General features: G+C 53.8%; 11 protein-coding genes, 4 tRNA genes and 2 rRNA genes. All 17 read right to left on the reverse strand.

Annotated features, from left to right (window positions below; genetic code table 11):
* Nucleotides 1–43 precede the first annotated feature (43 nt).
* The gene (gene rpoB / locus AC3IUF_RS26795) at nucleotides 44–4,117 is read right to left on the reverse strand and encodes a DNA-directed RNA polymerase subunit beta (protein ID WP_007950180.1); all 4,074 of its coding nucleotides are present in this window, start codon (nucleotides 4,115–4,117) and stop codon (nucleotides 44–46) included.
* 221 nt (nucleotides 4,118–4,338) lie between these two features.
* Nucleotides 4,339–4,704: a 50S ribosomal protein L7/L12 gene (gene rplL, locus AC3IUF_RS26800; protein ID WP_007916477.1), complete on the reverse strand. Its 366-nt coding sequence runs from the start codon at nucleotides 4,702–4,704 to the stop codon at nucleotides 4,339–4,341.
* 78 nt (nucleotides 4,705–4,782) lie between these two features.
* Nucleotides 4,783–5,283, reverse strand: coding sequence for a 50S ribosomal protein L10 (gene rplJ, locus AC3IUF_RS26805; protein ID WP_007916479.1), 501 nt, complete (start codon nucleotides 5,281–5,283; stop codon nucleotides 4,783–4,785).
* A 198-nt stretch (nucleotides 5,284–5,481) separates the two neighbouring features.
* Nucleotides 5,482–6,177, reverse strand: coding sequence for a 50S ribosomal protein L1 (rplA, locus tag AC3IUF_RS26810; protein ID WP_007916481.1), 696 nt, complete (start codon nucleotides 6,175–6,177; stop codon nucleotides 5,482–5,484).
* On the reverse strand, nucleotides 6,177–6,608 hold the full coding sequence (gene rplK, locus AC3IUF_RS26815) for a 50S ribosomal protein L11 (protein ID WP_003228756.1): 432 nt from the start codon (nucleotides 6,606–6,608) through the stop codon (nucleotides 6,177–6,179). Before rplK ends, rplA begins: the two co-directional genes overlap by 1 nt.
* Before the next feature lie 117 nt (nucleotides 6,609–6,725).
* Entirely contained in the window at nucleotides 6,726–7,259 is a 534-nt protein-coding gene (gene nusG, locus AC3IUF_RS26820; RefSeq protein WP_007916492.1) for a transcription termination/antitermination protein NusG, read from the reverse strand.
* A gap of 9 nt (nucleotides 7,260–7,268) precedes the next feature.
* Complete coding sequence (secE, locus tag AC3IUF_RS26825; RefSeq protein WP_007916493.1) at nucleotides 7,269–7,637, reverse strand: preprotein translocase subunit SecE; 369 nt, start codon at nucleotides 7,635–7,637, stop codon at nucleotides 7,269–7,271.
* A gap of 45 nt (nucleotides 7,638–7,682) precedes the next feature.
* Nucleotides 7,683–7,758 (reverse strand) — tRNA-Trp (locus AC3IUF_RS26830).
* A 53-nt stretch (nucleotides 7,759–7,811) separates the two neighbouring features.
* On the reverse strand, nucleotides 7,812–9,005 hold the full coding sequence (gene tuf / locus AC3IUF_RS26835) for an elongation factor Tu (RefSeq protein ID WP_053124324.1): 1,194 nt from the start codon (nucleotides 9,003–9,005) through the stop codon (nucleotides 7,812–7,814).
* A gap of 85 nt (nucleotides 9,006–9,090) precedes the next feature.
* Nucleotides 9,091–9,166: transfer RNA gene (locus AC3IUF_RS26840), tRNA-Thr, on the reverse strand.
* A 26-nt stretch (nucleotides 9,167–9,192) separates the two neighbouring features.
* Nucleotides 9,193–9,266 (reverse strand) — tRNA-Gly (locus AC3IUF_RS26845).
* 25 nt (nucleotides 9,267–9,291) lie between these two features.
* Nucleotides 9,292–9,376 (reverse strand) — tRNA-Tyr (locus AC3IUF_RS26850).
* Nucleotides 9,377–9,519: 143 nt separating this feature from the next.
* The gene (locus AC3IUF_RS26855; protein ID WP_007918473.1) at nucleotides 9,520–9,951 is read right to left on the reverse strand and encodes a hypothetical protein; all 432 of its coding nucleotides are present in this window, start codon (nucleotides 9,949–9,951) and stop codon (nucleotides 9,520–9,522) included.
* Nucleotides 9,952–9,958: 7 nt separating this feature from the next.
* Complete coding sequence (locus AC3IUF_RS26860; RefSeq protein WP_123375837.1) at nucleotides 9,959–10,711, reverse strand: pantothenate kinase; 753 nt, start codon at nucleotides 10,709–10,711, stop codon at nucleotides 9,959–9,961.
* Nucleotides 10,701–11,654: a bifunctional biotin--[acetyl-CoA-carboxylase] ligase/biotin operon repressor BirA gene (gene birA, locus AC3IUF_RS26865; protein ID WP_123375836.1), complete on the reverse strand. Its 954-nt coding sequence runs from the start codon at nucleotides 11,652–11,654 to the stop codon at nucleotides 10,701–10,703. The genes AC3IUF_RS26860 and birA overlap by 11 nt, the downstream gene beginning before the upstream one ends.
* Nucleotides 11,655–11,786: 132 nt before the next feature.
* Nucleotides 11,787–11,902, reverse strand: a 5S ribosomal RNA gene (gene rrf, locus AC3IUF_RS26870).
* A 151-nt stretch (nucleotides 11,903–12,053) separates the two neighbouring features.
* Nucleotides 12,054–14,947, reverse strand: a 23S ribosomal RNA gene (locus tag AC3IUF_RS26875).
* Between the last annotated feature and the right edge of the window lie 36 nt (nucleotides 14,948–14,983).

The following is a 14,983-nucleotide window of genomic DNA, read 5'->3' on the forward strand; positions in this document are numbered from 1 at the left end:
AGAGAGCGGGCAATCCTGCCCCGCTCTCGATTCGCGTCACGTGTTATTCGGTTTCCAGATCGATATCGATGCCGAGGGAACGAATTTCCTTGATCAACACGTTGAAGGACTCGGGCATGCCCGGCTCCATACGGTGATCGCCATCCACGATGTTTTTGTACATCTTGGTACGGCCGTTCACATCGTCCGACTTCACTGTGAGCATTTCTTGCAGAGTGTAAGCAGCACCGTATGCTTCCAGTGCCCAGACCTCCATCTCCCCGAAACGCTGACCACCGAACTGTGCCTTACCACCCAGCGGCTGCTGGGTAACCAGGCTGTACGAACCGGTAGAACGCGCGTGCATCTTGTCGTCTACCAAGTGGTTCAGCTTCAGCATGTACATGTAGCCAACGGTAACTGGACGCTCGAACTTGTTGCCGGTACGGCCGTCAGTCAGCTGCATCTGGCCGCTTTCCGGCAGGTCTGCCAGTTTCAGCATGGCCTTGATTTCGCTTTCCTTGGCGCCGTCGAACACTGGAGTGGCCATTGGAACACCGCCACGCAGGTTCTTCGCCAGATCCAGGATTTCCTGATCGGAGAAGCTGTCCAGATCTTCGTTACGACCGCCGATCTGGTTGTAGATCTCGTCCAGGAAGGTACGCAGTTCAGCGACTTTACGCTGCTCTTCGATCATCCGGTTGATCTTCTCGCCCAGACCCTTGGCTGCGAGGCCCAGGTGGGTTTCAAGGATCTGACCAACGTTCATACGCGAAGGTACGCCCAGTGGGTTGAGGACGACGTCGACCGGGGTGCCATTGGCATCGTGCGGCATGTCTTCAACCGGCATGATCACGGAGACCACACCTTTGTTACCGTGACGACCGGCCATCTTGTCGCCCGGCTGGATGCGACGACGGATTGCCAGGTAAACCTTGACGATTTTCAGCACGCCTGGAGCCAGGTCATCGCCCTGCTGCAGTTTGCGCTTCTTGTCTTCGAACTTGTCGTCCAGCAGACGGCGGCGATCAACGATGTAGGCCTGAGCCTTCTCGAGCTGCTCGTTCAGAGCATCTTCAGCCATGCGCAGTTTGAACCACTGACCATGCTCAAGACCGTCGAGCACTTCGTCGGTGATGTCCTGACCTTTCTTCAGACCTGCGCCGCCTTCAGCCTTGTGGCCTACCAGAGCGGAACGCAGACGTTCGAAGGTCGCGCCCTCAACGATACGGAACTCTTCGTTCAGATCCTTGCGGATCTCGTCGAGTTGAGTCTTCTCGATCGACAGTGCACGAGCATCACGCTCAACGCCGTCGCGGGTGAAGACCTGTACGTCGATAACAGTACCTTTGGTACCGGTAGGTACGCGCAGGGAAGTGTCTTTAACGTCGCTGGCTTTTTCACCGAAGATTGCACGCAGCAGTTTTTCTTCCGGAGTCAGTTGGGTCTCGCCTTTCGGAGTGACCTTACCGACCAGGATGTCGCCTGCGCCAACTTCAGCACCTACGTAAACGATACCGGCTTCGTCCAGTTTGTTCAGTGCAGCTTCACCCACGTTAGGGATGTCCGCAGTGATCTCTTCAGGCCCAAGCTTGGTGTCACGGGCCACACAGGTCAGTTCCTGAATGTGGATCGTGGTGAAGCGGTCTTCTTGAACAACACGCTCGGACAGGCAGATGGAGTCTTCGAAGTTGAAGCCGTTCCATGCCATGAACGCGATGCGCATGTTCTGACCCAGTGCCAGTTCACCCATGTCGGTGGACGGGCCGTCGGCCATGATGTCGCTACGCTGAACACGATCACCCTTGCTCACCAGCGGACGCTGGTTGATGCAGGTGTTCTGGTTCGAGCGGGTGTATTTGGTCAGGTTGTAGATGTCGACACCAGCTTCGCCGGTTTCAACTTCGTCATCAGCAACACGAACCACGATACGGCTGGCGTCGACGGAATCGATCACGCCGCCACGACGAGCCACGACGCAAACGCCGGAGTCACGGGCTACGTTACGCTCCATGCCAGTACCTACCAGCGGCTTGTCAGCGCGCAGGGTTGGTACAGCTTGACGCTGCATGTTCGAACCCATCAACGCACGGTTGGCGTCGTCGTGCTCGAGGAACGGAATCAGCGACGCTGCAACCGAAACTACCTGTTTCGGCGAAACGTCCATCAAGGTGACTTCTTCAGGCGCCTTAACGGTGAATTCGTTCAGGTGACGTACGGCTACCAGTTCGTCGATCAGGACTTTCTGGTCGTTCATGGTCGCCGAAGCCTGCGCGATCACGTGATCGGCTTCTTCAATAGCGGACAGGAACACGATCTCGTCGGTGACCACACCCTCTTTCACCACGCGGTACGGGCTTTCCAGGAAGCCGTACTGGTTGGTGCGAGCGTACGCAGCCAGGGAGTTGATCAGACCGATGTTCGGACCTTCCGGCGTTTCAATCGGGCAAACACGACCGTAGTGAGTCGGGTGTACGTCACGAACTTCAAAGCCTGCGCGCTCACGAGTCAGACCGCCAGGGCCGAGTGCAGAGACACGACGCTTGTGGGTGATCTCGGACAGCGGGTTGTTCTGGTCCATGAACTGCGAGAGCTGGCTGGAACCGAAGAACTCTTTCACCGCCGCAGCCACTGGCTTGGCATTGATCAGGTCTTGCGGCATCAGGCCTTCGCTTTCAGCCATCGACAGACGCTCTTTGACCGCACGCTCAACACGTACCAGGCCAACGCGGAACTGGTTCTCGGCCATTTCGCCTACGCAGCGAACACGACGGTTACCCAGGTGGTCGATGTCATCGACGATGCCTTTACCGTTACGGATGTCGACCAGAGTCTTCAGTACCGCGACGATGTCTTCCTTGCACAGCACGCCCGAACCTTCGATCTCGGTACGACCGATACGACGGTTGAACTTCATCCGGCCGACCGCAGACAGGTCATAGCGCTCAGGGCTGAAGAACAGGTTGTTGAACAGGGTTTCGGCAGCGTCTTTGGTTGGCGGCTCGCCTGGACGCATCATGCGGTAGATCTCGACCAGCGCTTCCAATTGGTTGCTGGTGGAGTCAATCTTCAGCGTGTCAGAAACGAACGGACCGCAGTCGATGTCGTTGGTGTACAGCGTTTCGATGCGAACAACGCCGGATTTGGCAATTTTTGCCAGGACTTCGGTGTTCAGTTCGGTGTTGCACTCTGCCAGGATTTCGCCGGTAGCCGGGTGCACGATGACCTTGGCGGTAGTACGACCGAGGACGTAGTCCAGGGGTACTTCCAGAGTCTTGATGCCGGCTTTTTCGATCTGGTTGATGTGGCGCGCGGTAATACGGCGGCCCGCCTCAACAATCACCTTGCCCTTCTCGTCCTGAATGTCCAGAACCGCAATTTCACCACGCAGACGCGAAGCAATCAGTTCCAGGCTGAGGGTTTCGCCGCTCAGGTGGAAAACGTTGGTGGTGTAGAAAGCGTCCAGCACTTCTTCAGTGGTATAGCCGAGCGCGCGCAGCAGTACCGATGCCGGCAGCTTGCGGCGACGGTCAATACGCACGAACACGCAGTCTTTCGGGTCGAACTCAAAGTCCAGCCACGAACCGCGGTAAGGAATGATGCGCGCGGAGTACAGCAGTTTGCCGGAGCTATGCGTCTTGCCGCGGTCGTGGTCGAAGAACACGCCCGGGGAACGGTGCAGCTGGGAAACGATTACACGCTCGGTACCATTGATTACAAAGGTACCGTTCTCAGTCATCAGGGGGATTTCACCCATGTAGACTTCTTGCTCTTTGATGTCCTTGATCGCTTTGTTCGACGATTCTTTGTCGAAAATGATCAGGCGCACTTTTACCCGCAAAGGTACGGCGAAAGTTACACCGCGCAATACGCATTCTTTGACATCAAATGCCGGTTCGCCCAAGCGATAACCGACGTACTCCAGCGCAGCATTGCCGGAGTAGCTGATGATCGGGAAAACGGATTTGAAGGCCGCATGCAGGCCCACGTCGCGGAACTGATCTTTAGTCGCTCCCGCTTGCAAGAATTCACGATACGAATCCAGCTGGATGGCCAGGAGGTAAGGCACATCCATGACGTCCGGCAACTTGCTAAAGTCCTTGCGGATACGTTTTTTCTCAGTATATGAGTAAGCCATCAGCGTTCCCCAGCTTGGTCACCTGCTTGTTTGGCCCCTCCCGACGGGAGCAGCCAGAAAATCGTGCAAACCCCATGGTTTGCGCCACCGCATCGGGTGGTTACAGCGCCTTTATCAGCACCGACCCAGTCGGCTGCCAATAACGGAAAAAGGCCGGTGGCAAGAGCCACCAGCCATCAGCCTGTCGCTTGACGCTCGGGCTGGAGGAGCAAAGTCGATACTTATTTCAGCTCGACTTTAGCGCCTGCTTCTTCCAGCTTCTTCTTAGCGTCTTCAGCCGCTTCTTTCGAAACGCCTTCAGCTACAACCTGAGGAGCGCCGTCTACTTTCTCTTTGGCTTCTTTCAGGCCCAGACCAGTCAGTTCACGAACTGCCTTGATCACGTTAACCTTCTTCTCGCCAGCTTCCAGCAGAACAACGTTGAACTCGGTTTGCTCTTCAACAACAGCGGCAGCAGCAGCTGGACCAGCAGAAGCAGCGGCAGCGGATACGCCGAACTTCTCTTCCATTGCCTTGATCAGCTCAACGATTTCCAGAACCGATTTTTCGCCGATTGCGTCGATGATTTGTTCGTTAGTCAGAGACATGACTTATTTCCTGAATTGGGGGATAGCCTGGAGGCCATCGAAATAAACAAAAATACGCGAGAGAGGAAACGCTCAGCCTCAGGCTGCAGCAGCTTCTTTCTGGTCGCGAAGTGCCGCCAGAGTACGAGCCAATTTGCTGGTAGCGCCTTGAATCACGCTCATCAGCTGGGAAATTGCTTCGTCACGGGTCGGCAGGCTTGCCAGAACGTCGATCTGATTAGCTGCGAGGAACTTGCCCTCGAACGCAGCTGCCTTGATCTCGAACTTGTCCTGACCTTTAGCGAACTCTTTGAACAGACGAGCAGCAGCGCCCGGGTGTTCGTTGGAGAATGCGATCAAGGTCGGGCCGGTGAACACGTCGTTGAGAACACTGTATTCAGTGTCAGCAACAGCGCGCTTGAGCAGGGTGTTACGTACAACACGTACGTAAACGCCAGCTTCACGAGCCTCTTTACGGAGTCCGGTCATTGCGCCTACTGTTACGCCACGGGCATCAACCACGACAGCGGACAGAGCGACTTTGGCAGCCTCGTTGACTTCAGCGACGATGGCCTTCTTGTCTTCGAGATTAATTGCCACGGGTTTAACTCCTGCTTGTTACCGTTTCATTCGATCGAAACCGAATGTCGTTTTGGTGTCTGATTCGGTAAGGAACCGGGAGCACCATCTGCGTAGGCTGGTGGTTTAAGACTTGCGTCGCCTACGGTCTTGGATAGCCCCCGCCAGGCAGGGACCCCAATATTTCAACTGGCGCGAATAGTCGCGCCAATTTTTGTCTTAAGCGTCCAGCGAGCTCTGGTCGATAACCAGACCTGGGCCCATAGTGGTGCTCAGGGTAACGCGCTTGACGTAGATACCTTTCGAGGAAGCTGGCTTGATACGCTTCAGATCAGCGATCAGGGCTTCAACGTTTTCCTTCAGCTTGACGGCATCGAAGCCCATCTTGCCAACGGAAGTGTGAATGATGCCGTTTTTGTCGGTGCGATAACGAACCTGACCAGCTTTAGCATTCTTGACCGCAGTCGCTACATCTGGAGTTACGGTACCAACCTTAGGGTTAGGCATCAGACCGCGCGGACCAAGGATCTGGCCCAGTTGACCTACAACGCGCATGGCATCCGGGGATGCGATCACTACGTCATAGTTCAGGTCGCCGCCTTTCATTTCGGCAGCCAGGTCGTCCATACCTACACGGTCAGCGCCGGCAGCCAGAGCGGCCTCGGCAGCTGGACCCTGGGTGAACACAGCAACGCGAACAGTCTTGCCAGTGCCGTGTGGCAGCACAGTAGCGCTACGAACAACCTGGTCGGATTTACGCGGGTCTACACCCAGGTTCACAGCAACGTCAAACGACTCGCTGAACTTGACAGTCGACAGCTCGGCCAACAGGGCAGCGGCGTCTACAATGTTGTAGGCCTTGCCTGCTTCGATTTTGCCGGCGATAGCCTTTTGACGCTTGGTCAGCTTAGCCATTACACACCCTCCACGTTAAGGCCCATGCTACGAGCAGAACCGGCGATAGTACGCACGGCTGCATCCATATCAGCTGCAGTCAGATCCGCGTTTTTGGTTTTCGCGATTTCTTCCAGCTGAGCACGGGTAACAGTGCCAACCTTAACGGTGTTCGGACGAGCGGAACCGCTGGTCAGACCGGCCGCTTTCTTCAGCAGAACCGAAGCAGGGGTGGATTTTGTTTCAAAAGTGAAGCTACGGTCGCTGTAGACAGTGATGATCACTGGAGTCGGCAGACCTGCTTCAAGACCCTGAGTACGGGCATTGAAAGCCTTGCAGAATTCCATGATGTTCACGCCGTGTTGACCCAGAGCAGGACCAACAGGTGGGCTTGGGTTAGCCTGCGCGGCCTTCACTTGCAGCTTGATGTAAGCGGTAATTTTTTTGGCCATGAGGCACTCCAATTACGGGTTCGATCGCCTCGAAAGGCTCCCCGGTTACTTGCGCGTTTATCCCAGTGACGACAAAACCCCACAGCCTAGGGCTGCGGGGTTGGGATGCTTGTTCAGCTAGACCTTTTCGACCTGACTGAACTCCAACTCTACCGGGGTAGAGCGACCGAAAATAAGCACAGCCACTTGGATCCGGCTCTTTTCGTAGTTAACTTCTTCAACAACGCCATTGAAATCAGCAAATGGACCGTCATTGACTCGCACCGTTTCACCTGGCTCAAAGAGAGTCTTCGGCTTCGGCTTGTCGCTACCATCAGCAACACGACGCAGAATTGCTTCTGCCTCTTTATCGGTGATTGGTGCAGGCTTATCAGCGGTACCGCCAATGAAACCCATCACCCGAGGAGTATCCTTGACCAAGTGCCAAGTACCCTCGTTCATATCCATCTGAACCAGCACGTAGCCTGGAAAGAACTTACGCTCGCTTTTGCGCTTCTGGCCGTTACGCATTTCAACCACTTCTTCAGTGGGAACCAGAATCTCGCCGAAGCCATCTTCCATGCCAGCCAGCTTTACGCGCTCGACCAGCGAGCGCATCACATGCTTCTCGTAACCCGAGTAAGCATGCACAACATACCAACGCTTAGCCACGGGACACCCTTAGCCGACAATCAAGGAAACAAGCCAGCCGAGCAGGGAGTCAAGACCCCACAACAGCAACGCCATAACCAGAACAACAGCCACCACAATAAGGGTGGTCTGCGTGGTTTCTTGGCGAGTTGGCCAAACGACTTTACGAATCTCGGTGCGAGCTTCCTTAACCAGTACAAAGAAAGACTTGCCCTTCGCAGTCTGCAGGCCTACAAAGGCAGCTACAGCAGCAATGACAAGCAAGGCGAGTACACGGTACAGGATCGGCGAAGCAGAGTAATACTGATTGCCAACAACGCCAACAACCACCAAAGCGACAACTACAAGCCACTTGAGCAGATCGAAGCGAGAGCCTTGAGCTTCAGCTTTAGGAGTCATCTTTGAAGATCCTGTGAAAAGAAAGCCAGACACACCAAGTGAATCTGGCAGGTCAGGAGGGAATCGAACCCCCAACCTACGGTTTTGGAGACCGTCGCTCTGCCAATTGAGCTACTGACCTAAAACAAAATCAGGCCGACCATTATGCCGGCCCGAAAAATACATTACAACTACTTACTCGATGATTTTAGCTACGACACCGGCGCCGACGGTACGACCGCCTTCACGGATAGCGAAGCGCAGACCGTCTTCCATTGCGATGGTTTTGATCAGGGTAACAGTCATCTGAATGTTATCACCTGGCATTACCATTTCAACGCCTTCTGGCAACTCGCAATTACCAGTCACGTCAGTAGTACGGAAGTAGAACTGTGGACGGTAGCCTTTGAAGAACGGAGTATGACGACCGCCCTCTTCCTTGCTCAGAACATAAACCTCTGCAGTGAACTTGGTGTGCGGCTTAACCGAACCCGGCTTAACCAGAACCTGACCACGCTCAACGTCGTCACGCTTGGTGCCACGCAGCAGAACGCCGCAGTTCTCGCCAGCACGACCTTCGTCGAGCAGCTTGCGGAACATTTCAACACCGGTGCAAGTAGTAACGGTGGTGTCACGCAGACCAACGATTTCCAGCGGATCTTGAACGCGAACGATACCGCGCTCGATACGACCGGTCACAACAGTACCGCGACCCGAGATCGAGAATACGTCTTCGATTGGCATCAGGAACGGCTTGTCGGTTACACGCACTGGCTCTGGGATGTAGCTATCCAGAGTTTCAACCAGTTTCTTGACGGCAGTGGTGCCCATCTCGTTGTCGTCTTTGCCTTCCAGAGCCATACGAGCCGAACCGATGATGATCGGAGTATCGTCGCCTGGGAAGTCATAGGTGGACAGCAGGTCGCGAACTTCCATCTCAACCAGCTCCAGCAGCTCAGCGTCGTCTACCAGGTCAGCCTTGTTCAGGAAAACCACGATGTACGGAACGCCAACCTGACGGGACAGCAGGATGTGCTCACGGGTTTGAGGCATCGGACCATCAGCAGCCGAGCAAACCAGAATAGCGCCGTCCATCTGAGCAGCACCGGTGATCATGTTCTTCACATAGTCAGCGTGACCTGGGCAGTCAACGTGAGCGTAGTGACGGATCTTCGAGTTGTACTCAACGTGTGCGGTGTTGATGGTGATACCGCGAGCCTTTTCTTCTGGCGCACTGTCGATCTTGTCGAAGTCAACGATTGCAGAACCGAAAACTTCGGAGCAAACGCGAGTCAGAGCAGCAGTCAGAGTGGTTTTACCGTGGTCAACGTGACCAATGGTCCCAACGTTGACGTGGGGCAGGGAACGATCAAATTTTTCCTTAGCCATCGATATCACCCTCAACAGAAGAAATTAGACAAACAATATCAACCATTAAAACAAAGGCAGATATTTTCATATCTGCCTTGTTATATGGAGCTCTTGAGCGGATTTGAACCGCTGACCTCACCCTTACCAAGGGTGTGCTCTACCAACTGAGCTACAAGAGCAAAACACTTTGCACAACCTGCAAACTTGGAGCGGGTAGCGGGAATCGAACCCGCATCATCAGCTTGGAAGGCTGAGGTTCTACCACTAAACTATACCCGCGGAGCCTGCAGCTCACGCTTAAATCTGGTGGAGGGAGAAGGATTCGAACCTTCGAAGTCGTAGACGTCAGATTTACAGTCTGATCCCTTTGGCCGCTCGGGAACCCCTCCTAATCAGGCCGGCATTCTATACTATGCCAAACCCCTGTCAAGCATTTTCTCATTTAAAAACCTGAGGTTAGCTGCGTTGACACCGCCTCACACTGAAAACCTGTTTGGGTCTTCGCTGTGGAGCGGGCGCCATTCTATGCAAACTATTCAGCAGGTGCAACCCCCTCACACAGCATTATTTTATGTTTTAACTCATTGAATTCGTTGGAAAGGTTCTGCAGCTGAGCATCACCCAACAAACGCTGGCCCTGAGGCGCGACAGACAACCAATAACCAGCCCCGGAAGCATCCTTCGATGAAGATTGCGCGTCGACCCCCATTTCGGCCAAACGCTGCTGAAGGGCTGAAAGCGAGTCCTGCCGGGAAAAACCACCGAGGAACAGACATTCCTGCCGTCGCCCTCCCCGCCCCTCCCGAACATCACCTGTCGTTTCACTAAGCAAGCGAATGTCTTGCTGGGGACCTCGATACAAACTGAGAGGCGTTACGTCCTTCGCCCGCAAAGGTGCTTCCTGCTGGTGCCAGACATAATAGAAGCCATTAAGAACGATAAGCAGGAGGAACAACCAACGCATACAAACCTCAGGAAAAAGGACATGCCATAGCCAGCCCCACAAATACCAGGTCAGGAACAACCTTGGCCCTGGGCGCGACATCTGCAACCAATACAGCATCACCACCAGTTATAAAGACTGCAAAATCTTCCCCCCAGTAGGCGCTCGCCATTTCCAGCTGCGTAAGCACAAAACCTCGCAACATTAACGAACACCCACGCTCCACCGCCTCAACGGTGGTGCGCCCAGGTGCATTGCTGGACAACGCGCGCTCAGCCGCCAGATCTCCATAGCGAATCTTACGGGTATGTGTACGTAACTGATTGCGCATCAATGGCATACCAGGACAAATGAAACCTCCCAGATGCTCACCATCAGCAGCAATAAAGTCAGCCGTTACCGCCGTACCGAAATCGAGTACCAGGCAAGCGCTGCCCGATGCAAGATGAAACCCGCCCAGCATGGCCAACCACCTATCAAGCCCTAGACGCTCATAGTCTTCATAACCATTTTTGACACCAGACATTTCACGGGCGGACTTCGCACACACCACCGAAATACCGAACTCCCGCTTGATCGCATCGATTAATACATCAGTTTCTTCCGCAGTCCTGACACTGACCACGCGGCACTTGCGCAGCACAAGCCCGTCCAGGGATCTCAAACTTTCAAGTAACGCCAGATCAGAGTCGACAACCCCTTCAGAAAAGAGACCCCCGGGCGCAGCTTTCAGCACTCGCCACTTAATAAAGCTGTTCCCGCAGTCGAGCTCAAGAATCATCACGCAACCTCAGGCTGAGCTCACCACCACTAAAGACTTTTTCCACGCCATCCACCTTCAGGCGCAGCGCACCCTGACTATCTATTCCGAGCACAACGCCGTCTATCTGACTGGAGCCCGCAATCAACGATACAGGCCGACCCTGCCACAAGTGATTGGCCTCCCATTCTGACTGGAGAACCGAGAAACCATCCGCCTGATGGCGCTTGATGTGAGCACTTAACTGTTTACTCAGCTCAACCACCAAGGCATTACGATCACTGCTTTTGCCTGACTCAAGACGGATAGAGGTCCATTCCTGATCGACCTCATCCGATAGCTGCATATTCACGTTAATGCCAATGCCCAGCACAACATGGCAAACGTCGGCGGGGTCTCCGACGAGCTCAAGGAGAATGCCAGCGATTTTCTTGTTACCTACCAAGACATCGTTGGGCCACTTCAATCCGGTACTTTGCACTCCAAAATTTCGCAGAGCCTGCAAAACAGCCAACCCCACGACAAGACTCAACCCCTCAAGTTGCCGCATTCCGCCATCAATACGCAGGACAAGACTGTAATAGAGATTCTCAGCAAACGGACTCACCCACTTGCGACCTCTTCGCCCACGTCCAGAGACTTGTCGCTCCGCGAGTACCAAAAAGGGGGCCAAACTACCTTGGCCGATCGCACGCAAGGCCTCAGCATTTGTCGAGTCGACTGAATCCAGAACGGTCACCGGCCAACCTGGCGCCATTGCCGATATCGCCCGAGAGTCGAGAAGCGTTAATGGCGCAGCCAATTGATAACCCCGCCCACGAACTTTATGAATGGACAAGCCAAGCTCAGCCTCTAGATGCTGAAGCTGTTTCCATACAGCACTTCGACTTATTCCCAGGGCAGCCCCCAGATCCTGACCAGAATGGAATCGACCATCCTTCAGAAGGTTCAACAACGTCAGCATGCAGGTCTCGCCTCACAATGAGGCCCGAATAATAGCCATGCTCCGGGCCGTTGCATAGAAATCAAGCAGACGCTTTTCCTGCAGGCAAAACAAAACCCCAACTGCTTTCGCAATTGGGGTTTCGGAATTTAATCTTGACGATGACCTACTCTCACATGGGGAAACCCCACACTACCATCGGCGATGCATCGTTTCACTGCTGAGTTCGGGATGGGATCAGGTGGTTCCAACGCTCTATGGTCGTCAAGAAATTCGGGTACTGAGTCGTGGCCTTGTGGCCTCGCTTCAGCAAATTGGGTATGTGACAGCTGGTGTTTTGTGAGTCTTTCGAACTTTCGGTTCGTTTCGTCTTCACACACCGCAATCTGGTCTCTTCGACGCAAATTGCTTGGGTGTTATATGGTCAAGCCTCACGGGCAATTAGTATTGGTTAGCTCAACGCCTCACAGCGCTTACACACCCAACCTATCAACGTCGTAGTCTTCGACGGCCCTTCAGGGAACTCAAGGTTCCAGTGAGATCTCATCTTGAGGCAAGTTTCCCGCTTAGATGCTTTCAGCGGTTATCTTTCCCGAACATAGCTACCCGGCAATGCCACTGGCGTGACAACCGGAACACCAGAGGTTCGTCCACTCCGGTCCTCTCGTACTAGGAGCAGCCCCTCTCAAATCTCAAACGTCCACGGCAGATAGGGACCGAACTGTCTCACGACGTTCTAAACCCAGCTCGCGTACCACTTTAAATGGCGAACAGCCATACCCTTGGGACCGGCTTCAGCCCCAGGATGTGATGAGCCGACATCGAGGTGCCAAACACCGCCGTCGATATGAACTCTTGGGCGGTATCAGCCTGTTATCCCCGGAGTACCTTTTATCCGTTGAGCGATGGCCCTTCCATACAGAACCACCGGATCACTAAGACCTACTTTCGTACCTGCTCGACGTGTCTGTCTCGCAGTCAAGCGCGCTTTTGCCTTTATACTCTACGACCGATTTCCGACCGGTCTGAGCGCACCTTCGTACTCCTCCGTTACTCTTTAGGAGGAGACCGCCCCAGTCAAACTACCCACCATACACTGTCCTCGATCCGGATAACGGACCTGAGTTAGAACCTCAAAGTTGCCAGGGTGGTATTTCAAGGATGGCTCCACGCGAACTGGCGTCCACGCTTCAAAGCCTCCCACCTATCCTACACAAGCAAATTCAAAGTCCAGTGCAAAGCTATAGTAAAGGTTCACGGGGTCTTTCCGTCTAGCCGCGGATACACTGCATCTTCACAGCGATTTCAATTTCACTGAGTCTCGGGTGGAGACAGCGCCGCCATCGTTACGCCATTCGTGCAGGTCGGAACTTACCCGACAAGGAATTTCGCTACCTTAGGACCGTTATAGTTACGGCCGCCGTTTACCGGGGCTTCGATCAAGAGCTTCGCGTTAGCTAACCCCATCAATTAACCTTCCGGCACCGGGCAGGCGTCACACCCTATACGTCCACTTTCGTGTTTGCAGAGTGCTGTGTTTTTAATAAACAGTCGCAGCGGCCTGGTATCTTCGACCGGCATGAGCTTACGGAGCAAGTCCTTCACCCTCACCGGCGCACCTTCTCCCGAAGTTACGGTGCCATTTTGCCTAGTTCCTTCACCCGAGTTCTCTCAAGCGCCTTGGTATTCTCTACCCAACCACCTGTGTCGGTTTGGGGTACGGTTCCTGGTTACCTGAAGCTTAGAAGCTTTTCTTGGAAGCATGGCATCAACCACTTCGTGTTCTAAAAGAACACTCGTCATCAGCTCTCGGCCTTAAGATCCCGGATTTACCTAAGATCTCAGCCTACCACCTTAAACTTGGACAACCAACGCCAAGCTGGCCTAGCCTTCTCCGTCCCTCCATCGCAATAACCAGAAGTACAGGAATATTAACCTGTTTTCCATCGACTACGCTTTTCAGCCTCGCCTTAGGGACCGACTAACCCTGCGTCGATTAACGTTGCGCAGGAAACCTTGGTCTTTCGGCGTGGGTGTTTTTCACACCCATTGTCGTTACTCATGTCAGCATTCGCACTTCTGATACCTCCAGCAAGCTTCTCAACTCACCTTCACAGGCTTACAGAACGCTCCTCTACCGCATCATCCGAAGATGATACCCGTAGCTTCGGTGTATGGTTTGAGCCCCGTTACATCTTCCGCGCAGGCCGACTCGACTAGTGAGCTATTACGCTTTCTTTAAAGGGTGGCTGCTTCTAAGCCAACCTCCTAGCTGTCTAAGCCTTCCCACATCGTTTCCCACTTAACCATAACTTTGGGACCTTAGCTGACGGTCTGGGTTGTTTCCCTTTTCACGACGGACGTTAGCACCCGCCGTGTGTCTCCCATGCTCGGCACTTGTAGGTATTCGGAGTTTGCATCGGTTTGGTAAGTCGGGATGACCCCCTAGCCGAAACAGTGCTCTACCCCCTACAGTGATACATGAGGCGCTACCTAAATAGCTTTCGAGGAGAACCAGCTATCTCCGAGCTTGATTAGCCTTTCACTCCGATCCACAGGTCATCCGCTAACTTTTCAACGGTAGTCGGTTCGGTCCTCCAGTTAGTGTTACCCAACCTTCAACCTGCCCATGGATAGATCGCCCGGTTTCGGGTCTATTCCCAGCGACTAGACGCCCTATTAAGACTCGCTTTCGCTACGCCTCCCCTATTCGGTTAAGCTCGCCACTGAAAATAAGTCGCTGACCCATTATACAAAAGGTACGCAGTCACCCAACAAAGTGGGCTCCCACTGCTTGTACGCATACGGTTTCAGGATCTATTTCACTCCCCTCTCCGGGGTTCTTTTCGCCTTTCCCTCACGGTACTAGTTCACTATCGGTCAGTCAGTAGTATTTAGCCTTGGAGGATGGTCCCCCCATATTCAGACAAAGTTTCTCGTGCTCCGTCCTACTCGATTTCATGACTAAGAGATTTTCGCGTACAGGGCTATCACCCACTATGGCCGCACTTTCCAGAGCGTTCCGCTAATCTCAAAGCCACTTAAGGGCTAGTCCCCGTTCGCTCGCCACTACTAAGGGAATCTCGGTTGATTTCTTTTCCTCAGGGTACTTAGATGTTTCAGTTCCCCTGGTTCGCCTCTTGCACCTATGTATTCAGTACAAGATAACCATCTTATGATGGCTGGGTTCCCCCATTCAGACATCTCCGGATCAAAGTCTGTTTGCCGACTCCCCGAAGCTTTTCGCAGGCTACCACGTCTTTCATCGCCTCTGACTGCCAAGGCATCCACCGTATGCGCTTCTTCACTTGACCATATAACCCCAAGCAATCTGGTTATACTGTGAAGAC

Source organism: Pseudomonas sp. KH_040 (assembly GCF_057839305.1).

Bases quoted from the DNA above. Each gene is read 5' to 3' on its own strand.
- secE (WP_007916493.1), bottom strand. From the start codon at position 7,637: ATGACTCCTAAAGCTGAAGCTCAAGGCTCTCGCTTCGATCTGCTCAAG.
- rplA (WP_007916481.1), bottom strand. From the start codon at position 6,177: ATGGCTAAGCTGACCAAGCGTCAAAAGGCTATCGCCGGCAAAATCGAA.
- rplK (WP_003228756.1), bottom strand. From the start codon at position 6,608: ATGGCCAAAAAAATTACCGCTTACATCAAGCTGCAAGTGAAGGCCGCG.
- AC3IUF_RS26855 (WP_007918473.1), bottom strand. From the start codon at position 9,951: ATGCGTTGGTTGTTCCTCCTGCTTATCGTTCTTAATGGCTTCTATTAT.
- tuf (WP_053124324.1), bottom strand. From the start codon at position 9,005: ATGGCTAAGGAAAAATTTGATCGTTCCCTGCCCCACGTCAACGTTGGG.
- birA (WP_123375836.1), bottom strand. From the start codon at position 11,654: ATGCTGACGTTGTTGAACCTTCTGAAGGATGGTCGATTCCATTCTGGT.
- AC3IUF_RS26860 (WP_123375837.1), bottom strand. From the start codon at position 10,711: ATGATTCTTGAGCTCGACTGCGGGAACAGCTTTATTAAGTGGCGAGTG.
- rplL (WP_007916477.1), bottom strand. From the start codon at position 4,704: ATGTCTCTGACTAACGAACAAATCATCGACGCAATCGGCGAAAAATCG.
- rpoB (WP_007950180.1), bottom strand. From the start codon at position 4,117: ATGGCTTACTCATATACTGAGAAAAAACGTATCCGCAAGGACTTTAGC.